Origin of the sequence: Algoriphagus aestuariicola (assembly GCF_017254835.1) — a bacterium.
Lineage (GTDB): Bacteria > Bacteroidota > Bacteroidia > Cytophagales > Cyclobacteriaceae > Algoriphagus > Algoriphagus aestuariicola.
The window spans coordinates 471,480-492,278 of sequence record NZ_JAFKCW010000003.1; the positions used below are offsets into that span (position 1 = coordinate 471,480).

At 48.1% G+C, this 20,799-nt stretch carries 26 protein-coding genes; 17 read left to right on the forward strand and 9 right to left on the reverse strand.

Annotation, left to right across the window (positions count from 1 at the left end):
- Window positions 1-156: 156 nt before the first annotated feature.
- A complete protein-coding gene (locus tag J0A67_RS14705; protein ID WP_206570121.1) occupies window positions 157-1,086 on the forward strand; it encodes an AraC family transcriptional regulator in 930 nt (309 codons plus the stop codon).
- On the opposite strand, the gene J0A67_RS14710 is transcribed toward J0A67_RS14705, so the two are convergent.
- From J0A67_RS14710 to J0A67_RS14725, 4 genes are all read right to left on the reverse strand, one after another.
- Window positions 1,073-1,822: a geranylgeranylglyceryl/heptaprenylglyceryl phosphate synthase gene (locus J0A67_RS14710; RefSeq protein WP_206570122.1), complete on the reverse strand. Its 750-nt coding sequence runs from the start codon at window positions 1,820-1,822 to the stop codon at window positions 1,073-1,075. The two genes, J0A67_RS14705 and J0A67_RS14710, sit on opposite strands and share 14 nt — an antisense overlap.
- The gene (locus J0A67_RS14715) at window positions 1,806-2,174 is read right to left on the reverse strand and encodes a hypothetical protein (RefSeq protein ID WP_206570123.1); all 369 of its coding nucleotides are present in this window, start codon (window positions 2,172-2,174) and stop codon (window positions 1,806-1,808) included. Before J0A67_RS14715 ends, J0A67_RS14710 begins: the two co-directional genes overlap by 17 nt.
- A 1-nt stretch (window position 2,175) precedes the next feature.
- Complete coding sequence (locus tag J0A67_RS14720; protein WP_206570124.1) at window positions 2,176-2,553, reverse strand: phage holin family protein; 378 nt, start codon at window positions 2,551-2,553, stop codon at window positions 2,176-2,178.
- An 85-nt stretch (window positions 2,554-2,638) separates the two neighbouring features.
- A complete protein-coding gene (locus J0A67_RS14725) occupies window positions 2,639-3,223 on the reverse strand; it encodes a YkgJ family cysteine cluster protein (protein WP_206570125.1) in 585 nt (194 codons plus the stop codon).
- Window positions 3,224-3,384: 161 nt separating this feature from the next.
- Between J0A67_RS14725 and J0A67_RS14730 the strand changes: the two genes are divergently transcribed.
- The gene (locus J0A67_RS14730; RefSeq protein ID WP_438839592.1) at window positions 3,385-4,110 is read left to right on the forward strand and encodes an LOG family protein; all 726 of its coding nucleotides are present in this window, start codon (window positions 3,385-3,387) and stop codon (window positions 4,108-4,110) included.
- Between the two features lie 34 nt (window positions 4,111-4,144).
- Here the strand turns inward: J0A67_RS14730 and J0A67_RS14735 are convergent, their stop codons facing one another.
- Both J0A67_RS14735 and J0A67_RS14740 read right to left on the reverse strand, forming a co-directional pair.
- Window positions 4,145-4,648, reverse strand: coding sequence for a hypothetical protein (locus J0A67_RS14735; protein ID WP_206570127.1), 504 nt, complete (start codon window positions 4,646-4,648; stop codon window positions 4,145-4,147).
- 115 nt (window positions 4,649-4,763) lie between these two features.
- A complete protein-coding gene (locus tag J0A67_RS14740; protein ID WP_206570128.1) occupies window positions 4,764-5,327 on the reverse strand; it encodes an LOG family protein in 564 nt (187 codons plus the stop codon).
- Between the two features lie 130 nt (window positions 5,328-5,457).
- On the opposite strand from J0A67_RS14740, the gene J0A67_RS14745 reads away from it, so the two are divergent.
- The 13 genes from J0A67_RS14745 (at window position 5,458) to J0A67_RS14805 (ending at window position 16,495) form a co-directional block, all read left to right on the forward strand.
- Window positions 5,458-6,051 carry a non-canonical purine NTP diphosphatase gene (locus tag J0A67_RS14745; protein WP_206570129.1) on the forward strand — a complete coding sequence of 198 codons (594 nt, stop codon included), beginning with the start codon at window positions 5,458-5,460 and terminating at the stop codon, window positions 6,049-6,051.
- 21 nt (window positions 6,052-6,072) lie between these two features.
- A complete protein-coding gene (udk, locus tag J0A67_RS14750) occupies window positions 6,073-6,699 on the forward strand; it encodes a uridine kinase (protein WP_206570130.1) in 627 nt (208 codons plus the stop codon).
- Between the two features lie 52 nt (window positions 6,700-6,751).
- A complete protein-coding gene (locus J0A67_RS14755; protein ID WP_206570131.1) occupies window positions 6,752-7,096 on the forward strand; it encodes a hypothetical protein in 345 nt (114 codons plus the stop codon).
- 92 nt (window positions 7,097-7,188) lie between these two features.
- Window positions 7,189-10,161 carry a protein translocase subunit SecDF gene (secDF, locus tag J0A67_RS14760; protein ID WP_206570132.1) on the forward strand — a complete coding sequence of 991 codons (2,973 nt, stop codon included), beginning with the start codon at window positions 7,189-7,191 and terminating at the stop codon, window positions 10,159-10,161.
- Window positions 10,162-10,302: 141 nt separating this feature from the next.
- A complete protein-coding gene (locus J0A67_RS14765) occupies window positions 10,303-10,671 on the forward strand; it encodes a molecular chaperone DnaK (RefSeq protein ID WP_206570133.1) in 369 nt (122 codons plus the stop codon).
- 314 nt (window positions 10,672-10,985) lie between these two features.
- Window positions 10,986-11,396 (forward strand): hypothetical protein, encoded by a 411-nt coding sequence (locus J0A67_RS14770; RefSeq protein ID WP_206570134.1) that lies wholly within the window; start codon window positions 10,986-10,988, stop codon window positions 11,394-11,396.
- The gene (locus tag J0A67_RS14775) at window positions 11,389-12,150 is read left to right on the forward strand and encodes a sensor histidine kinase (protein WP_206570135.1); all 762 of its coding nucleotides are present in this window, start codon (window positions 11,389-11,391) and stop codon (window positions 12,148-12,150) included. The genes J0A67_RS14770 and J0A67_RS14775 overlap by 8 nt, the downstream gene beginning before the upstream one ends.
- A gap of 63 nt (window positions 12,151-12,213) precedes the next feature.
- Complete coding sequence (locus J0A67_RS14780; protein ID WP_206570136.1) at window positions 12,214-12,840, forward strand: response regulator; 627 nt, start codon at window positions 12,214-12,216, stop codon at window positions 12,838-12,840.
- A 12-nt stretch (window positions 12,841-12,852) separates the two neighbouring features.
- Window positions 12,853-13,899, forward strand: coding sequence for an oxidoreductase (locus tag J0A67_RS14785; RefSeq protein ID WP_206570137.1), 1,047 nt, complete (start codon window positions 12,853-12,855; stop codon window positions 13,897-13,899).
- Window positions 13,900-13,950: 51 nt separating this feature from the next.
- Window positions 13,951-14,394 carry an outer membrane insertion C- signal gene (locus J0A67_RS14790; RefSeq protein WP_206570138.1) on the forward strand — a complete coding sequence of 148 codons (444 nt, stop codon included), beginning with the start codon at window positions 13,951-13,953 and terminating at the stop codon, window positions 14,392-14,394.
- Window positions 14,395-14,583: 189 nt separating this feature from the next.
- Complete coding sequence (locus J0A67_RS14795) at window positions 14,584-14,985, forward strand: molecular chaperone DnaK (protein ID WP_206570139.1); 402 nt, start codon at window positions 14,584-14,586, stop codon at window positions 14,983-14,985.
- A 27-nt stretch (window positions 14,986-15,012) separates the two neighbouring features.
- Window positions 15,013-15,744 (forward strand): hypothetical protein, encoded by a 732-nt coding sequence (locus tag J0A67_RS14800; protein WP_206570140.1) that lies wholly within the window; start codon window positions 15,013-15,015, stop codon window positions 15,742-15,744.
- Window positions 15,737-16,495, forward strand: a complete 759-nt coding sequence (locus tag J0A67_RS14805) for a sensor histidine kinase (protein WP_206570141.1) — start codon at window positions 15,737-15,739, stop codon at window positions 16,493-16,495. Before J0A67_RS14800 ends, J0A67_RS14805 begins: the two co-directional genes overlap by 8 nt.
- A 54-nt stretch (window positions 16,496-16,549) precedes the next feature.
- Here the strand turns inward: J0A67_RS14805 and J0A67_RS14810 are convergent, their stop codons facing one another.
- Window positions 16,550-17,206: a hypothetical protein gene (locus J0A67_RS14810; RefSeq protein ID WP_206570142.1), complete on the reverse strand. Its 657-nt coding sequence runs from the start codon at window positions 17,204-17,206 to the stop codon at window positions 16,550-16,552.
- The gene (locus J0A67_RS14815) at window positions 17,203-17,877 is read right to left on the reverse strand and encodes an outer membrane beta-barrel protein (protein WP_206570143.1); all 675 of its coding nucleotides are present in this window, start codon (window positions 17,875-17,877) and stop codon (window positions 17,203-17,205) included. Before J0A67_RS14815 ends, J0A67_RS14810 begins: the two co-directional genes overlap by 4 nt.
- A gap of 209 nt (window positions 17,878-18,086) precedes the next feature.
- On the opposite strand from J0A67_RS14815, the gene J0A67_RS14820 reads away from it, so the two are divergent.
- On the forward strand, window positions 18,087-19,553 hold the full coding sequence (locus J0A67_RS14820) for a glycine--tRNA ligase (RefSeq protein WP_206570144.1): 1,467 nt from the start codon (window positions 18,087-18,089) through the stop codon (window positions 19,551-19,553).
- A gap of 85 nt (window positions 19,554-19,638) precedes the next feature.
- On the opposite strand, the gene J0A67_RS14825 is transcribed toward J0A67_RS14820, so the two are convergent.
- Window positions 19,639-20,130: a DUF6702 family protein gene (locus J0A67_RS14825; RefSeq protein ID WP_206570145.1), complete on the reverse strand. Its 492-nt coding sequence runs from the start codon at window positions 20,128-20,130 to the stop codon at window positions 19,639-19,641.
- A 72-nt stretch (window positions 20,131-20,202) separates the two neighbouring features.
- Here J0A67_RS14825 and J0A67_RS14830 point away from each other — a divergent pair, with 72 nt between their 5' ends.
- Window positions 20,203-20,781: a HupE/UreJ family protein gene (locus J0A67_RS14830; protein WP_206570146.1), complete on the forward strand. Its 579-nt coding sequence runs from the start codon at window positions 20,203-20,205 to the stop codon at window positions 20,779-20,781.
- The last annotated feature ends 18 nt before the right edge of the window (window positions 20,782-20,799 follow it).

The window sequence follows — 20,799 nt, forward strand, 5'->3', positions numbered from 1 at the left end:
TCAAAACTTACGAAATCAAATAGTTAAATTCCCCGAAACGGTATAATTCCAAATTTTTATCTCTGTTTTTTTATTTTCCTTTAGCATTTTATAGAATATTACTGTTTTCGCTTTGGAAAAATTATATTTTTGCGAATTAACTTTTATTCCGATTTCATGGATTATTACAACAAAGTCATAGAATCAGTCCACGTACGATTTTTGAAAGGCAACAACTTCAAGATTGAGAAGCCAGTAAGCGTGGTGGGCTACGAAGAAAACGAAAACAGCCTCATCCTCCTCCACCATGGCACTCTGAAATTTGGCGAAGATCAGGAGCTGGTCAATGAAGGCGAAGTGCTCTTTGTGCCCAAAGGCCAAAAAATTCAAGTCACCTTTGGCACCGGAGCGAAGAGAAATGAAGTGGACATGGAGCAGTTTGGTGACAACAGGCGCAAATACCTCCAAAGCATCAGCTTCAAGGATATCAAAACCAGTGAAGACGACTGCATTTCCTTGGTGCAATTCGAGTCTAAAGTCTTTGACGTGGTCAACTTTTTCAACTCCCTCGACATCCCACCTTTTATCATCCGCTTCAATGACCGCATCACCACGCTAGTCGAAGATATCATCAAGGAGTTGGAAGCCGCCAATGTTGGAAAAGAAAGATCGCTTAAAGCCCAGACGGAAGTTTTGGTGATCGAGCTGCTCCGCCATATTCTGAAAAACCGACTCTTCACCGAGGAGCTGTCTACCAACTCGACTTATTTCAAAGACCCAAGGCTGATTGACTTATTTAATTTCATTAAAGCGAATATCGGCGGGGATCTGTCCAATAAAGTACTTGCCAAGGTGGCAAATGTATCCGAGGACTACGTAGGCCAATACTTCAAGATGCTGACGGGCATCAATCCCCAAGACTACATCGAATACCAGCGCATGGAGGCAGCGGTGGAGCTCCTACGAACCACCAAAAAATCCATACGGGATATCGGAAAAGAGGTAGGATACAAAGACACTGCTTACTTCTGTCGCCGATTCAAGATGATGTACGGCGTTCCTGCCGGTAAAATGCGCCGCAGGGAGTCCCTGATCAATATTCAATAAAATTGTAGGATTGCTTGACATCCAGGACCTCGGCCAAAAAGCCGGGGTCTTTTTCAATAGCATTGCCGATCACAACCAAATCAGCCCCCGCTTCATATGCGGCTCTAACCTTCTCCGGAGAATTCAGTCCACCGCCCACGATGAGCGGACAATTCACGGATCTTTTTACTTCGGCTATGATGCTTGGGCTGACTGGGACCCTAGCTCCGCTTCCTGCATCCAAATAAAAATAGCGCATGCCGAGGAATTTCCCGGCCAACGCGGTTGCCCTCACCAAATCTATATCTCCGTTTGACAGGGGCAATGTTTGGCTCACTGAATGCACACTGAGCAGCTCACCGCCATTTACCAGCAAGTATCCTGTCGGCAGCACCTCCAATCCCATCTCAGCCACTTGCGGAGCAGCTTTGACTTGCTGGGAAATCAGAAATTCGGGGTTTCGCCCTGAGATCAGGCTCATAAACAGAATTGCGTCGGCATTGGGAGACAGTTGCAGATGGGAGCCTGGGAAAATGCATATCGGGATTTCGCCTGCTAGTGGCTTTAGCGACTGAATGGCTTCCTCAAATACCGAGGCAACCAAACCGCTACCCCCCACTAGGATCAGGTCAAGTGGTGACTCCTTCAGCCACGAGAATTGAGGGACTGAGTTTGTTTTCTCGGGGTCGATCAGCCAGGCAAGTCCCTTTCTGCGGTTTTTCGAGAGGGACTTGAGGAGATTACTTACCCTTTTCACTTGATTTCACTTCGGCTGGAGAAGAAAAAATCTGATGGAACAATTTGTCTTTGGCTAGTGCCAAGCCCAAAATCACCAGTCTTTGGGTAAAGCTGGGCCAGAATGTAGCCCCTTTTGATTTGCTCAGGCGTTTTTTAATGTCTTCGTTGAGCAGGCCTTCCCTCTCGAGAACCTCCATTGCTTTGTCCGTGGGTTTTACCTTCTTCTTTCGCGTTGCCTTGACTATCCCGTAGGTCAGCAGTGCGCCGACAGCCACCACGGCGCCAACTTTTAGCAAGTCCTCAGACTCCTTCTTCAGCAATTCCAGCTGTTTGGCAAGCGTCTGCTCGAGTTCCTCTGGCGTCTTATCCATTCTATTGCTCATTTTCTTCCTTTTCTTCTTGCTCCGATTTCAATTTTGCCTTAAAAATAAAGTCTTTGAGCATCAGCTCGACCCGCTGCTGAATACGCAGGGAGTCCCTGGTAAGGATCATCGCCAAGACTACCAAAAAATAAAGCAAGGCAACGATCAAAAAGCCCAGATACGGACTCTTGGTAAGTTGGCTCAGAAAAAATGCAAGGGAAAGTGATAGAAAAAGGAACACAAGAAGGAGCATGCTGCCGATCAAAACAAGTAAAATCAAACGCGACAAAATCCCAACAAACTCATCTTGGATTTCTTGCTTGACTATTCCGATTCGGGCCTCAATGATTCCCTTTACTGTTTGGACGATTTCGCCTATTTTCAACATAATCCGGGTTTTTACGACTTTTTTCCCCTAACATTTTCCGAATATACTGGAAAACGGAGGAGCAAAAAAATCGCCGAAGGTCTCTTTAGCCGGCCTCCTCGTAAAACTTGAACCTCAAAACCAGCTCCAGAGCTACCAAAATGGCCTGATTGATGGGATACTGCGTGGTGAGGGACTCATCCACATCATACAGCCGGGTATAGAAAGCCATAGCCATGGGGATATCCAACCCCGAATTGATGCGGGAGGTCGCATCGGCATAGTCCTGCGGTTTATTGGTCTTGAGCACCTTGCAAGTGATCAGCTCCTTTTGCCCGTACTTGTTTTTGCGGGCAGAAGCACCAAAAAGCCTGCAGATCAATCCTCGGCCTCCGTAGTTTCCACAAAAACCTTTGGTCTGATCCTCCGATTGAGATCTATACAGGACGCAGATTTCCAATTCGTCCTGCAAAGCCAGTCGGTTGGCAACATCCTCGGCTACTCCCTTTTCATACAGATCAAAAGCCAAAGGCAAAAACTCCAATGGCGACGCGGGTATTTTCGGGTTGGCGCAGCAAAATCCGCATCCAGACACGCAAGCCAGCCCCCCATCGGTTTGAAATTGGCGGGATTCGGATTCAAGCTGGCGAAAGACCTCCTTCACCGCTTCGGATTTTTCAAATAGATTCATTTCAGACAATAAGGATGCAAAAGTAGAGCGAGATTCACCCAAAAAAATCCCGTCCTTCACCATTTTTTTTCACTGATATTCAGAACGTTAGTTTTTCATCCTTCACAAAAACCACCTATTGAGTCTGAGAATCGTTTTTTTGAAAGACCAAAATGAGCAACATGAGCGAACTGGAAGACAAAAAAGCCGAAGAGCGTATTCGGAGAGCCTTCAAGGAAAGAGACTGGAGTGAGATCCGAAGCGAGGATTCCTGGGCAATTTTCAAAGTGATGTCTGAATTTGTCGAGGGCTATGAAAAACTCGCCAAGATTGGACCCTGCGTCTCGATCTTTGGCTCTGCCCGTACGCCCCGCGACCACGAATACTATCAAATGGCCGAAGAAATCGCCGCCAAACTCGTAAGGCATGGCTACGGCGTCATCACCGGCGGAGGCCCCGGCATCATGGAAGCGGGCAACAAGGGAGCTTATTCGGAGGGAGGAAAGTCAGTGGGCTTGAACATCATGTTGCCCTTTGAGCAATTCAACAACATCTACATCGACCGTGATAAGCTGATGAACTTTGACTATTTCTTTGTCCGCAAAGTCATGTTCATCCGCTATTCCCAGGGCTTTGTTGTACTGCCAGGCGGCTTCGGCACACTGGATGAGTTTTTCGAGGCACTTACCCTTATCCAAACTAACAAGATCGGACGCTTCCCGATCGTCTTGGTGGGCAAGTCCTATTGGGAAGGTCTCGTGGATTGGATCAAAAACACGCTCCTTGCCAGACTCAACTACATCATCGAGGAAGATCTGGAACTCTTCACCGTGGTGGACAATGCAACCGAAGCCGTGAAGGTCATCGACGACTTCTACAGCAAGTATCTGCTGAGTCCAAATTTCTGATTGGTCGGAAGCGGCGGGAATCTATGGGTTGCGCTCAGGCGAGCTTCAGCTTGAGCTCTCCCTGTCTTTTGACGACTTTCAGATCGAAGTATTGGTTGATAAAGGCCTTACAGTGGTTTTCTGCCCAGTCTGCCCGCGACTCCGAGTCGTAAAGAAGCGTCATGCGTAGCATCGTTTTCACGTACTGCTCATGCTGCCCGAGTTCAAGCAGCCATGCGATCAAGGTCGACTCCCACTCTTCTTTGAATTTTTCAAAATGGGTACGACCGTCAAAAAGTAACTCAAGTTGGTTGTCCCGGTTTTTGTAGCGGTAGATACCACAAAGCTGCCTGTAGATCATCCTGACCCGCTCTGCTGGAAAATCAAACGTGTCCAAGATCTTGGAATAGGTCTGATCCATAAGCTGGAGCGGATTGTAAAGGTAGGTGTAAGAACGCTTGAGCTCGTAAACCATCTGGTCCATCAACTCCTCTTCCAAAGCATACTGCGCCTGTCTGAGGATGTAATTTTTGTCCAGCGGAAAAAGCTTTTCGATCATGCAGCGTTGGGATTCTGGCAAAAATACAATTTATCTTCTTTATACCATGTATAAGGCCAAGCAAAAGCATGCTTTTAGCCATTGAAATCCCCAAAGTTTGCATCTTTTTTTCAGCCTACCAGTCTGACGGTCGTCGGGCCTGGTAAGCGGCCATTTGGTCCAAGAGATCTACTGGATCATCCGAGACAATAAGCAGCTCCTCCTGCTCGGGATACAAAAAGCCAGCTTCCATGGCATGGCTTAAGAAGTCGATCAACTTGTCATAGTATCCATTGACGTTGAACAGCGCGAGTGGCTTTTGGATATACCGGAGCTGATTCAAGGTCATGATCTCAAAAAGCTCCTCCAAGGTACCTATTCCCCCAGGCAAGGCGATGAAGCCATCCCCACGCTCGGCCATCAGCCACTTGCGGTCACGCATGGTCTCCACTATGATCAGCTCGGTACAGCCCTGATGAGCCACCTCTCGGTCGACCAGCTTTTGGGGGATAATTCCCAAAACCTCTTTGCCCGCAGCCAGCATCTCATCAGCTATGACCCCCATCAAGCCTACCCTGCCCGCTCCGTAGACCAAAGAATAATCCCGTCGGATCATCTCCTGTACCAACGCCCTCGCTGCAGCTTCAAAGACACTGTTGTTTCCCTTTCTCGAGCCGCAATAAATCGTGATCTTTTTCATATCCACGAAAATAAGACAGGGGAATCACTGAAGAAAACCGAAAAGTACAGAAACCCATTTCTGCTCCATAATTCCAATTGTCCGCCGCCTTTGCACTACCTTTGGGCATCTTAAACCGAAAAATCCGTACATGAAAATCTGCTTTGCCACCAACAACCTGAAGAAGATAGAGGAGGTAAAGGCCGCGCTAGGACCCGAATTTGAGATCGTTTCTCTCCAGGAGATCGGGTGTTACGAAGAGCTGCCGGAGACTGGCGATACGCTAGAGCATAACGCCTTCCAGAAGGCTAGGTATGTCAAAGACCACTATGGCATAGACTGCTTTGCCGACGACACTGGCCTTGAAGTGGCGGCTTTGGACGGTGCTCCGGGAGTGTATTCCGGTCGGTTTGCCGGTGAGCCCCGTAGCGATGAACGAAACATCGCTCTTCTACTTCAGAAAATGGAGGGTAAAACCGAGCGCAGCGCTCGATTCCGCACGGTCATCGCCCTGATTTGGCAGGGAAAGGAATTTTCATTTGAGGGAATAGCGGAGGGCGAAATCCTGCCTACCGAACTCGGAAAGGGAGGCTTTGGCTACGATCCTGTCTTCAGGCCTAGCGGATTTGACAAAACCTTTGCGGAGCTGAGCTTGGAGGAAAAAAACCAAATCAGCCATAGGGGACAGGCGGTGAGGGCACTGATTGCCTTTCTTCGCGGTATCAATTCCGGCCAACAAGCTTAAAATGACTTATCTTTTAACCCCATGAAAAAGCCATTTATTGTCGGGATCACCGGCGGATCCGCTTCAGGCAAAACCTTGTTTTTGGAGCGTCTGCTGAGCAGTTTTGATCCTGGGGAGGTTTGCTTGATCTCTCAGGACAACTACTACAAACCGCGGCACGAACAGCCCGTGGACGCACATGGAGTCCACAATTTTGACACCCCCCACAGCATAGATTTCGAGCAATACGCGGGGGACATCCGCAAGATCCAGGATGGCGAGACTGTGCTACGCGAAGAGTACACATTCAACAACGCATCCAAAAAGGCCAAAATGCTCACTTTTACTCCTGCTCCTGTGGTAGTGGTAGAGGGGATTTTTGTGTTGTTTTATCCCGAGCTGGCTGATCTTCTAGACCTTAAAATCTTCATCGACGCCAAAGACCACATCAAACTCAAGCGTCGAATCATCCGTGACAAGGTGGAACGGGGCTATGATCTGGACGATGTCCTCTACCGCTATGAGATGCATGTGATGCCGACCTACGAGAAATACATCAAACCCTTTAAGAACGAAGCCGATCTGATCATTCCCAACAACTCCAGCTTTGACATGGCGCTGGACGTGATCCGTACCTACTTGAGAACCAAGTCGGGACAGCGATTCTAAAAAAACAGGGGCAGAAAGGATGATTTTCAAATAATGTCTATATTTGCGGCTCATGAAAACCAGGGAAACCCATAGTAATCTTTTCCAGCAGCGCTTCACGCTGTTGATGGCTTTGTTGCTATGCCTGTTTGTTTCCGGTATCGAATATTTGCCGCAGGAGGCTTCTGCAGAGCAGACTGAGCATTCCGAGGACCATCCTGACCAGACATTTCTCAATGTGGCCGTGGACGCCGTCGTGCCCTTTGTGCTGCATGTAGCCCACACTGTGCTCCATCTGATCTATCAGGTTTTCAGCTTTGAATTAAAACTACCCCTCGCTCCCGCGGTAGCAGCTATTGCCCCCAACAATCTCGTAGAGATACTTTTTGAGCGGATTATATCCCCCCAGGGACCCTGATTTCCATATTTCCCCGGAAAATCCCCCACGCTGAATCTGCAACGGTTCGGTTACCAATGTGTATTTCTTAAACAATTAAATATCCAACACTTATGCAAAACAAAGGTGTCATTGTGTTTTTGACAGTGATAATCACGGCGCTCTGCCTGTACTATCTGTCATTCACATTCGTCTCCAGCGGTATCCAGCAGAAAGCAGAAGCTTATGCCACGGATGCCTCAGGCAATATCGACTTTGCCAAAAGAAGAGCTTATCTAGATTCCATCTGGCGTGAGCCGGTTTACAACTTCCTCGGAGCTGATTTCACCTACCAGGAGATCAAAGAAACCGAACTTGGCCTTGGCCTTGACCTTCAAGGCGGTATGCACGTGACTTTGGCCGTCTCTCCTGTAGAGATCGTAAAAGGTCTTGCAGGCAATCCAAAAGACGAAGGCTTCAACAAATCCATAGAAGAAGCCAGAGAGCAGGCCAAAACCTCCGACTCCAAGTATGTGGACTTGTTTTATGCTGCTTGGCAGAAAAACAACCCCGGCAAAAAGCTCAGCTCCATCTTTGCCACCGCTGCCAACAGAGGACGCATCTCCCTTGAATCTTCCGACAGCGAAATCCTTGATTTGATCAACACAGAAGTCGAAAACGCAATCGAGCGTTCTTTCAACATCCTGAGAACTCGTATCGACCGATTCGGTACGTCCCAGCCTAACATCCAGCGAATTGCCGGATCCGGAAGAATTCAGATTGAACTGCCAGGCGTGGACAACCAAGAGCGTGTGAGAAACATGTTGCAAGGTGTAGCAAAGCTTCAATTTTGGGAAGTATTGGAACTGAATGAATTTGGCGGAGCGATCGAAAACATCAACTCCACTTGGGTGGCTGACCAAAAAGCAACCGCCACTCCTGTGGACTCGGCTTCAACTGCAGAAGTATCTCCAGAAGATTCCCTGAAAAATGCGCTGGAAAAGCAGCTCGAGCAGATCGACCCTATGGGCAACACCACAGACGTATCTCCACTCATCAGCTCCTTGAAAGCCAACTATGGCTTGGTTTACGATGTCAAAGACACAGTCGCCATCAACAGAATCATCAAGAATGAGCGCTACAAGTCTTTCCTTCCAAGAGACCTGAAGCTCCTTTGGGGTGTAAAACCTACCGTAGCTGAAGATGGAAGCGAATTGTTGGAGCTCTATGCAATCAAAACTACCAGAGGCAGCGACGAAGCTCCACTGGAAGGCGATGTGGTTACCGATGCCCGACAGACTTTGGACCAGACTTCCCGTCCGGCTGTTTCCATGCAGATGAACGCAGAAGGAGCCCGCAAGTGGAGAACTTTGACTTCTGAAAACGTAGGCCGAAGAATAGCCGTCGTACTCGATGACTATGTGTATACTGCCCCAGTGGTAAACGGAGAGATTCCAAATGGCCAGTCTGAGATCGCAGGCAACTTTACACTCGTGGAAGCTCAAGATTTGGCGAATATCCTGAAGTCAGGATCTCTACCTGCACCAACCCAAATCGTAGAAGAGAGCATCATCGGCCCAACCTTAGGCAAGGAAGCTCAAAACCAAGGCGTGTTCTCCATGATCGCCGGTCTGTCGCTTGTGGTTCTTTTCATGATCGCCTACTATGCCAAGGGCGGCTTGGTCGCTATCGCAGCATTGGTGTTCAACATTTTCTTCATCCTGGGCATCCTAGCCCAGCTCGGTACGGCTTTGACTTTGCCCGGTATCGCGGGTATCGTGTTGACGATAGGCATGTCCATCGATGCCAACGTCTTGATCTTTGAGCGTATCAAGGAAGAACTCCGCAATGGTGTCGGTCTGATTGCCGCAATTAACGCTGGTTATAGCAAAGCCTTCTCCGCGATCCTAGACGGTAACGTCACTACCTTCTTGACCGGTGCCATCCTGTTTGCGCTGGGTCAAGGTCCTGTGAAAGGATTTGCAATTGTATTGATGATTGGTATTGCCTGCTCGTTCTTCTCCTCCGTATTCATCACCCGAGTGATCGTATCTTGGATGACTAAAAAAGGTGATAAGAGCAGCATCAACTTTACCGCTCCTTTTGCCAAGAACGCACTCTCAGGCATGAACATCGACTTCATGAGCAAGAGGAAGTTTGCCTACCTGATCTCCACTTCCATCATTGTGATTGGACTTGCAATCGCCGCAATCAACGGCCTGAAATTCGGCGTTGACTTCACCGGTGGCCGTTCCTACATTGTAGCGTTTGAAGAAGCGGTAGTACCTTCTGACTTGAAAGTCGGACTCGACGGCGAATTTGACGGATCTGTGGAAGTAAAAACATACGGATCAAACAACGTGTTGAAAGTCACCACTTCTTATTTGATCAACGAAGATGATGACGCTTCCAACAAAGAAGTGGAAGCAAAAGTAAAAGAAGGCATCGCCAACGTAACCGGATTCACCTATGTGGATAATGCTGAGCAGATCTCCGATGGACAGTTCTCCATCACCGGTTCATCCAAAGTAGGTGCTACTGTGGCAGACGATATCAAGGCTTCTTCTGCTGAAGCGATGATTGTAGCCCTGATCGCCATCTTCCTTTACATCCTCTTGAGATTCCGCAAGTGGCAGTTCTCTTTAGCCTCTATCGTCGCCTTGGTGCACGATACACTCTTTGTGATCGCGGCCTTCGCGATAGGCAGCGCCTTCGGAGCGACCTTTGAAATCGATCAGGTGTTCATCGCGGCGGTATTGACGGTGATCGGTTATTCGATAAACGATACCGTAATCATCTTTGACCGTATCCGCGAAAACATCGATGCAAGAGGCACCAATAAGCTGGTCAAAGTCTTCAATGACTCCATCAACCAGACCTTGGGAAGAACGCTGATTACTTCCTTTACGACCTTGATTGTGGTGATCATCCTCCTACTCTTCGGTGGTGAGGTGTTGAGAGGTTTCTCTTTTGCCCTCTTCGTGGGTATCGTCGTTGGTACTTATTCGTCCATCTACATCGCGACACCGATCGTGGTGGATTTGATGAAAAAGGAAATTGAAAACGAAGGTACTCCTGCTCCAAAGGAGACTAAAAAAGTAGCATAAACCTCACTTTTCCAAATTAAAAAAAGGAGCGGGAGCAATTCCGCTCCTCTTTTTTTTGCCATGCAAAATCAAAATCCATTATCTTTTAAAAGCAAAAAACATTTTTAAACCCACTTTCAACAAAACCAGAAACACCAAATCATGAAAATCACCAAAGAACAGTTCGAAGAAATGAAAGCCAAGTACGATAAGGAGGTCAAAAAAGGAAAACCGGCCAAAGGACCTAGACACGACATCGAAAATCAGACCAACTGGGAGTCCTATTCCAAGGAAGACCTGATGGAAGTACTCAACCAAGACGGTGTGATCGGTCTGAAATTTCACTTGACGGAATACACCCAAAAGGTTGCCGAGGAATTTCACGGCGCAGATGCTGCGGAGTATGTGGGCAGAATCAATCTGGTCTATTCTCCTATCTACGCCGACTCAGGAGCGGATCGATCCGGTAGGGTCGAAGGAGGCGATGAATATTACGATAGAGGCACCACTTGTCCTCCAACTTGCCAATAAAACAAGTAATGAATCAGTTCGATCTTGACTTATTTTTTAATCGTCTGAATTACTACCCAATACTATTGGTAGGCTTCGCCTTTACGGCTTTGGTGGGATATTTTTTACTTTCAAAACAGCAAAGGATGAATGAGGCTGTGTGGTTGTCACTTGCAATTTTGGTTATTGTTGCTTTTTATGAAATGCTTGGGACGGTAATAAGCTCCCAAAAAATTATAAACAACTGGGTTTACAATCTTTTCAATTCGCACGTTGCCGCTATTTTATTCTTTCTGCTGATCCGGAGTTTTCTCAAAAGGAAAAGTCACAAAAAAATGATTATCATTTTTATTGTACTTTTTCTTTTGATTTCCCTGGTTTTACATCTGATCGGGTTTGTGCATTACAATGACTCAGGGGAATACATTTCTTTTTTGAACACTGTCTTAATGTTGTGCTCTTGCGGTTTGTATTTTTTTGAATTGATCACAATTGATGAGGTCTTGGACATCAATCCTCTGAGAGAATTCAGCTTCTGGGCAACCACTGCCATCTTATTCTATTTTTCTTCCTCTTTTATGGTATATATTTCCCATAAATATCTCTACACCCATCATTTGGATATTTTTTACATGGTCAACGAGATCCCAAGAAGTATGACACTTCTCTGTAACCTACTGCTATGCTTGGGCATTTGCCTGGCGGTGATTAGAGATCGGTTTCAAAAAGAGTTCATCCATGTCTGAGCAAGAGAGCCAGTTTCTGCTGATCCTATTTGGAGGGATATTTTTCGCCTTCCTGATGTCTCTTTTTGTAGTGGCTATGGTGATTCTCCACCGTCAGCGCCAAGTCAAAAACCGTCAAAAGCTAGAACAGATAAAGTCAGAATATGAAAAAACCCTGCTCAATGTAGAGAATGAGATCCATCAGGAAACCCTTGCCCAGATCGGCCGGGAGCTTCATGACAACATCGGCCAACTCTTGTCTCTCACCAAGCTAAGTCTCAACTCGGCCAAGCCCGAAAAACAGCAACAGGCCAAGGAGTACGTCAACCAGGTCATCAAGGAAGTGCGGGCGCTGTCCAAGACCCTGAACCTGGACTGGGTGGAATCCCTCAGCTTGGATGAATTTATCAACCAACAGCTGCATCGTATCCAAGCGACAGGGTTTTGCGAAACTTCCCTGCAGTCAGACCATTCCTTCGCAGAGCTGAAAAAGGAGGAAAAGCTGGTCCTGATCCGGGTGATCCAAGAGTGCCTCAACAATGCGATCAAGCATGCCGACCCGAGCAGGATCGATATCCGAATCCACCAAAACGGGAAGGTCCGAATTCTGCAAATCGCCGACGACGGACGTGGCTTTGACACCTCTCAAAAGTCCAGCGGCAGCGGCATGTACAATCTTGGCAAGCGGATGGAGACTATCGGGGGCAAGTTTCAGCTGTCATCTATCGTCGGAAAGGGAACAGTTGTGAATTTGGAGTTGCCTTTCTCGGTTTAGAATCCTAATTTCAGGATCATTATTGCTTTCTCCCCTGCTTTTCTCCGACACACCCATCCAAAAATGATCCGGATCGCCCTGGCTGACGACCACAAATTATTTGCAAAAGGCATCGAAGGGCTCATCGAAGAGCACGAGGGCCTCCTGGTAGTCGGGCTATTTCACAACGGAAAAGAACTGCTGGAATTTTTGGACAAGGAAGAAGTGGATGTCGTATTGACCGATTTGAATATGCCAGTATTGGATGGTTTTGGCGTACTCAAGCACTGCAAGCTCCATCATCCCGAACTGAAAGTCATCGTACTCTCCATGTACGACGAGGAAAAAATCTTCAAGGAATGCATGGTCCTGGATGCGGATGCATTTATCCTCAAAGATGCCGATCCCGACGAGCTTATCTTCACGATCATCGAGGTGTATGAGGGGCGCTACGTCAAAAATTTCAAGCGTGTGATCCAGCAGGCGGAACAGGCTCCCTTCTTTGACGCTTTCCGCGAAAAGTACCGCCTTTCCCGTAGGGAAACCCAAATCCTCAAACTCATCAGTGATGGGATGCTCAATCGCGATATCGCCGACGAGCTGAGCCTGAGCATACAGACCATCGAGACCCACCGCAAAAACATACATCAGAAACTGCAGGTATCTTCCCGCATCGAGTTGATCAAAAAAGTCAACGAGATGCATCTCTAATCCTATCTTCCGATGACCCAACCCCTCCGAACTGCGCTCGTAGGCTATGGCTCTGTAGCCGAAAAGATGCACGCCCCCCTGATCAACGCCTGCCCCGAGCTGGACTTGGTGGCTGTGGTGGAAAGAAATTCGAACAAATGTGAGACTAAATTCCCCAAGGTGCGGACATTCCGAAGCTTGGAGGACCTATTGGCCGCCGATGCGGCCGACCTGATCTGTATCACCACGCCCAACGAACTCCATTTTCCCATGGCCAAGCAATGCCTTCTGGCCGGAAATCATGTAGTGGTAGACAAGCCCGTGACCATCCATTCTTGGGAGGCTGAGGAGCTGAAGGAGCTAGCCCGATCTAAGGGATTGTTCTGCAGTGTGTTTCAAAACCGAAGGTTTGATGGAGACTTCCGCACGCTGCAGAAGCTGGTGGATGAAGGTACATTGGGGAGATTGGTCTATCTGGAGTCCCATTTTGATCGCTTCAGACCGTCTGTCTCCGAAAACTGGCGAGAGGCACTCGTGCCTGGCAACGGCATCACCTACGACTTGGGCTCCCACCTGATAGACCAAGTAGTCCTGCTTTTTGGCAAGCCCGAGGCGGTCTTTGCCGATATCCAAAAACAGCGTACAAATGCCGTAGCGGACGATTATTTCGACATTATGCTTTTTTACGAAGGCTTCAAAGCCCGCGTCACGGCAGGGATGCTAGTGCAAGCCCCTACACCCAAGTTTCTACTTTTGGGGGAGAAAGGAAGCTATCAAAAATTCCATCTCGACGTGCAGGAGCAAGCCTTTAAAGAGGGTAGAAAGCCAGAAGGAGACGATTGGGGTGTAGATCCACCGGAGCGATGGGGAAATATTTTCCTAGACGGAGAGGCCAATCCTCTGCAAACCGTGGATGGAGACTATAGGATTTTTTACCAAAATATTGCTGATGCGATACTCGGGGGAGCCGAACTCAAAGTGACTTTGGATCAGGCCATTTCGGTCTTAAAACTCATCGAAGCGGCTCATGCATCTGCCCGAGATGGCCGAAAAATACGGCAGGAGGAATACGCATGGTAATTTGCTTGGCCTAGGTTTTGCCAATGGCAGACCACACCAACGTTTATTACCATGAAAAAATTGTTTTTCCTTTCGTTCATCCTCTTCGGGTTCATTTCTGTCGCCCAAGCCCAAGTCAGTGTTGGGATCAACTTCCAAACCTCAGACACCTTCATCACTGTAGGCACGGATGCCGACAAGGAGTTTTTCGGAGAAGCCCGCCTGGGCATTGGACACGACTTGGGCCTGGAACTGATGGGCGGATACAACTTCCTGAGGAAATCCGAGGTAAACGCCTATGTAGGGGCCGGGCTTGGGCTCTTGGGCGATCATCACCACCACCACCATCATGACGACCACGACGACATCTATGTGGCCATCCCGGTGGGCATCCTGGTGAAGCCCTTCTCCAATACCCGAAATCTCGGCTTCCTCGTAGAGGCCGCTCCAGTATTTTCCGGCCATGATCACAATTATCTCAGAGGCGGCATAGGGATCAAGTACACATTCAAATAACGGCTCCTGAGGAATCTTGGAATTGGGCCGTGACGGCAAAACCTTGTTGTCCACACATAACTGTGTCTGACATTAAAAAAAGAGCAGCGGAAGCTTGCTCTTTTTTAGTTTTATAGGTTGTAGAAAAACTCCTTTGTCAGAAAATCGGATTATTTTAGGCACTCTTTTTTAACCAAACGAACCTATTTCATGAAAATTTCCAAAGAAGACTTCCAGGAGATGCGCGCCAAGTACACTGCCGAAGTCCGCCAGGGCAAACCTGCCCAAACGCTAACTGGCGAAAACACCAACCAAACCAGCTGGCTTTTTTTCAACCGGGAAACGCTCGAAGGGCTGCTGGCCCAAGTAGACGAAGATCCCAAAATCGGCGGAGTCCAGATTTTTCTCTCGGAATACACCGAAGAAGTAGCCAAAAAACTCTATCCTCAATCCTATGAGAAGGTCGTCGGCTCGCTGACTCTGGTACTCTGCCCCGCCAATCTCAAAGAGGGGATGCTGACCCGAGTGGAACTTGAAAACGGAGGCACCACCTACGAAAACAGGGGAGAGCTGTGTCCACCCGTGTGCGAACCTGATCCTACGGACGTCTAGGCCGTGCGTACTGAACTTTTACCCTACATGTTCAGAGATTGGGTATCTGTATCCAATTACGTCTTCATCGTTTTGTTTTGCGTTGTCTATCTCCTGCGTCGGCCTGCCTTTCGGCAATGCAGCTCAGATCGCTACGCTTTTCTATATGCATTCCTATTGGTGGCTACCCCACCGATCGGATTCGCTTTTCGGGTTTTCCAGGATCTGAACGGGGAGATCAACGCTTTTTTTGGAAATTTGGACAAACCGTCTTACAATGCTTGGTGGCATAATTTGACCCTGTGGATAGTAGTGCCAATGGTAGTCATGCTGCTTATCCATTCCTACCTCCCCAGAGGCAAGAAAGCCCTAATCAAAAAACTAATGTATGGATTCATGGTTTTTGTGCTCATTTTCGAAGGATTGCAGATCCAGCCCTTTTATCTTGTGCAGGGCATCTTGGCAGCCGTCGGCTCGCTTTGTATCCTTGCCTCTTGCATGACTTATTTTTATAGCCTCATGACCCATGAAGAGTATTTGTCGGTAGAGCTACTCCGCCTGCCATCCTTCTGGCAAGTGACGTTTATATTCTTCTACGTCTCCTTAAACTACAGCAGCGATATCTCCTTTTCCTATCTATCTGAACGAAATCCAGAATTCGTGACATCCATTCTATGGGTAGCCAAAGTCAGCGGGGTAGCCCAATCCTTGGTTTTCTTAGCCTGCTTTACTGCACCAGCTTTGAAAATCAAACTAGAAAACCAACCCAGCTATGCTTGACCAAGAAAGCCAAGTCATTGCCATTGTCCTTTCTGGGATCTTCTTTGCGGGACTGATGTCGGTCTTTGTGGTGGCGATGGTCTTTGTCCACCGTCAACGTCAGGATCTCGCCAGACAAAAACTCAATCAGTTACAGGCTGAGCATGAGAAAACCCTGCTCAGCATCGAGAACGAAATCCAACAGGAGACCCTCTCACAGGTCGGAAGGGAACTTCACGACAACATCGGCCAGCTCCTATCCCTCACAAAGCTCAACCTTAATTCTTCCAAGCCAGAAAAACAGGCCGAGGGCCTCAGCATGCTCGGCCAAGTCATCAAAGAGGTCAGAGGCCTCTCCAAGATTCTGAACCTCGACTGGGTAGAAGCATTGACTTTGGAAGACTTTCTTGCCCAGCAGCTGGAAAAGATCCAGTCCACCGGCTTTTGCCAGACGGAGCTGCAAAGCGACCTGCCGCTACCCGGTCTTCCAAAAGAAAAGAAAATCGTCCTGATCCGGGTCATCCAGGAATGCCTCAACAACGCTCTCAAGCACGCCGAACCGAAACAGATCTCAGTGCGTATATCCCTGCCATCTGCAGAAAAAGCTCTACTGGTGATCCAAGACGATGGACGGGGTTTTGATGCGTCTATCCCTTCCCAAGGCAGCGGAATGAGCAATCTCTCCAGCCGGATGAAGGCAATTGGGGGATCCTTTTTGTTGACCTCCAAGCCTGGCGCGGGTACAAAAATCATCTTGGATTTCCCGATCTGAGCCGCAAAAAACCGAAAGCATCCCGAGAACACAGGCTCTCGGAATTCTTTGTTTTTAGAAAAAGAAGGTAGCGCCGATCTGGTAGGAGGAGAAAAGGCCGGCGTTTAAATTTGATGTCGTGTTATCCCCCTCATAATTCTCTGGAATTGACCGATGGTAGTCATAGTCGATCAAAGAGCTTTGGAGATGAATGCCCAGAAAACCTGCTACCAAGTACTGTAAGCCGACAGCGGCAGACCCGCTGAGGCCCTTGCGTTTGGTATGAACAATACGCTCGCCGGAGTCGACGTCCATAGAGGTTGGCTTCCCTAAATAGCCTCCTACCCTCAGATCCCCGTAAAACGCAAGTTTTTCGGAAACTGAGACATACTTCCTCGTAAAAAAGCCCAGTCCGTAGCCCCGGTAGTTTCCTTTTCCGGCTTCACTGCCATCCAGGTTCCTCGTTTCCCCGCTCAAAAACTGGAAATCTCCTGAAATACCCAAGGCCCAGTTTTCCTTCACGAAATACCCCACGCCAGGCTGTAGGTAGAAATTTGCGGTTCTATGCCAAGTGTAATAACTTCCGCCAGCTAGAGTCGCCCGGTTTTCTTCGATCTTGTTATGAGTTGACCCGGCCTGCCCGTCGAGCAACCAAGTTCCTTTTTGCATTTGGGCATGGCCGCTTATAGCCAACACTAAAACCAAGGCAAGAGTAAAAAAAGACTTCCTCATTTCTTTGACAGAAAAAAGTTGACGCCTAAGGTGATCACTGAAGTGTCTATTCCAAAGCTAAATCCGCTGCTGTCCCCCTCGGAATTCTCGGTGTATCCATCATCCTCCCAAGAAGTATTCGTATAGCTGAGCGGGGATATAGAAAGATTAATTCCAAGCCATGTTTTGGGAAAGTAGGAGAGTCCGAGAGAAGCGGCGGCATTTACGCTATTGATATCCTTGCTGGAGGAGGCGTCCTCGTTTCCGTTGGGGATGTCAGTGAATGAGACGTGCGAATATCCGACTTGTACTTGTCCAAAGGCACTGATCTTTTCCCCAAATGGAAAATATCCCCTCACAAACGGCGCCACTCCCCACGAACTGTATTTGGACTCACTGGAGAGTTCCGACGCTCCAGATGAAGACAAGGAACTGGTTGTTGAATTATTCCAACTAAGCGGGAGGCTAATACCGAGCAACCAATTGTCTTTGAAAAAGAAACCAGCGTCGGGGCTGAAGTTGAAATTGCTGTTTTTCGTTTCGGCGTAAAAAGCTCCCGCTTCGGACGATGAACTTGATGATCCGAATCCCACTCCGCCTCCGAGGAGTATAGTTCCTTTTTCGAGCTGCGCAAAGGCCGTAAGGGATAGCAGGAGCATCATGGGCAGCACTGCCAAAAATCGTTTTTTCATAAGGGTTTGGTTAGGTAAGGTTTGGATCATTTGACGGATTTCTGAAAAATTAGTTTTTCTATACAATCGGAATAGAATGCTTGATTTTTTATTTATTTGGTTTAAAACCACTTGCGTTTCTGGATGCTTTCGGAAAAAGTGGAAAATCCTTCCTGAACGGCAAGCGTCAACTTTACCCAAATCAATTTGTTTCCCTATTTTTGCGGCCTATGGCAAAAACTGAGACCCCGGGCGAACACGCCCAACTGAAAGATATTATTTCCCATGCCAAGGAGTATGGTTTCGTTTACCCAAGTTCCGAGATCTATGATGGCCTTCAGGCGGTCTATGACTATGGGGCTTATGGCGTGGAATTGAAAAATAACCTCAAGCGGCTTTGGTGGGAAACCATGACTCGCGTTTCCGACAACATTGTCGGCATCGATGCGGCCATCTTCATGCACCCGACCACCTGGAAAGCCTCCGGTCACGTGGACAGCTTCAACGATCCGATGATCGACAACAAGGACAGCAAAAAACGATACCGTGCCGACGTGCTCGTCGAGGAGCATGCGGCGACTTTTGAGCGTGCTGGCGATATCGAAAAGGCCAACTCCCTGACTGGAGCTTTGGCGCGACTGCTGGAAGCCGAGGACCTGGCCGGAGTTCGCGACCTGATCACCAACGAAGGGATCAAGTGCCCCATCTCCGGCACCTCCAACTGGACCGATGTACGTCAGTTCAACTTGATGTTTTCGACCCAAGTGGGTTCCGTGGCGGAAGATGCTTCGACCATCTACCTCCGTCCGGAGACTGCACAGGGGATTTTCGTGAACTTCCTCAATGTGCAGAAGACAGCCCGAATGAAGGTTCCGTTTGGGATTGCACAAATCGGAAAAGCATTCAGAAACGAGATCGTAGCACGTCAGTTTATTTTCCGTATGCGGGAGTTTGAGCAAATGGAGATGCAATTCTTTGTACGTCCCGGCACGGAGCTCGATTGGTACCAAAAATGGGCTGACACCCGAATGAGATGGCATCTGGCTTTGGGTACACCTGCGGCAAAGCTTCGCAAACACGACCACGAAAAGCTCGCTCACTACGCCAATGCAGCGATGGACATCGAGTTTGAGTTTCCGTTTGGATTCAAGGAAGTGGAAGGAATACACTCCCGAACCGACTTTGATCTCAAGTCCCACCAGGAATACTCCAAGAAAAAGCAGCAATACTTCGATCCGGAGATCAACCAAAACTACATCCCGTATGTGATCGAGACTTCGATTGGTGCGGATCGCCTGTTCCTTTTGACCCTTTGCAATGCTTACACTGAGGAATCTTCAGAGGAGAAAAGCAGAACCTACCTGAAATTCCACCCTGCCATCGCCCCAGTGAAGGCTGCCATCCTTCCTTTGACCAAAAAAGACGGACTACCGGAAAAAGCCCAAGAAATCGTGGACTTGCTCAAATACGACTTCAACATAATCTATGAAGATGCCGCATCGATTGGCAAGCGGTACGCGCGGCAGGATTTGATCGGCACGCCGTTCTGTATCGCGGTGGATCACCAGACTTTGGAAGACAACACGGTCACCATCCGTCACAGAGATACTACAGAACAGGAACGTGTTGCCATTTCCGAGTTGCATGGCAGAATCACCGAAGCAACCAGCTTCAGAAGGATTTTCGAGAAAATTTAAAAGGTCGGATACTTGATGTCCGATGACCGATGAAAAAAACCGTCAGAACCCCAATTCTGACGGTTTTTTGTTTTATGGAAATTGTTTAAAACTCCACCTTCCCCTTTTCCTCGCCTTTACCCAATAGCATACTTTTTGGGGATTTAGAATTGAAGTATACGTGGATGATGTTCTGTTGCCCGTCAAATTCCCCCAAAAGCAACGTATTTCGCATCTCCACGGTCTTGGGAATTTCCGCCTCTGCCGACTCCAAGTAAAACCAGGCTGCATCTTCCTCGACCTCATAGCCCATGTAGTTCAGAGCGATGGGCTTTCCATTTACCCAAAGCTGGTTATGCTTGAGCAGATAGGTCCTGACCAGCTGGTCGAGCTTGGCTTTGTCCTTGGGATTGAGAAAATCCACCGACTGGCCGAACTCCTTCGCCAAGGAAATTTCCAAATCATCCCAGAATATCTTCTGGGCCATTTCCATTTTTTGGGAGCTGGTATTGTACCGCAATTCCGTCAGACTGATGAAGAACGGATGGACGACAAGCAAGGAAAACAAGGCCAATAGCGGCAGCAAAGACAATTTCATGGGGGCGATTCTTTGGGAATAATCCTGTAATATTGCCGCAATTTAATGCTTTAGAGCGCTTACCGCCCAAATATGTCTTCATTTGAACTTTACTTCAAACTTGGCCTCCAGCACATTCTGGATATCAGGGGATTTGATCATATTTTGTTTGTCCTTGCCCTTTGCGCCATCTACGTCGCTCGGGATTGGAAAAAAATACTGATTCTTGTCACCGCATTCACTGTCGGCCATTCCCTCACTTTGGCACTCGCCACTTTCAATATCGTCAACTTTCGATCAGACATCATCGAGTTTCTCATCCCTGTCACGATCGCGATCACGGCTCTAGCCAACTTGTTTAAAAGCAAACCGACCACTGGGAAAGGAATCACCCTAAGTTACTTTTTTGCCGGATTCTTCGGCTTGATCCATGGGCTCGGCTTCTCCAACTACCTCAAGGAACTCTTGGGCAAAGAGGCCAGTATTTGGCAACCACTCCTAGCCTTCAATCTAGGTCTGGAAGCAGGTCAAATCGTCATCGTGGCGGCATTCCTTCTGGCTACCTCTCTCGTCCATCTTGCCGGCGTCAACCGGAAAGACTGGACGCTGATCGTCTCTGCTTTTGTTTTGGGTGTCGCCTGCATGCTCTTGCTGGAAACCAAATTTTGGTAAAAATTAACCGCCAAAAAC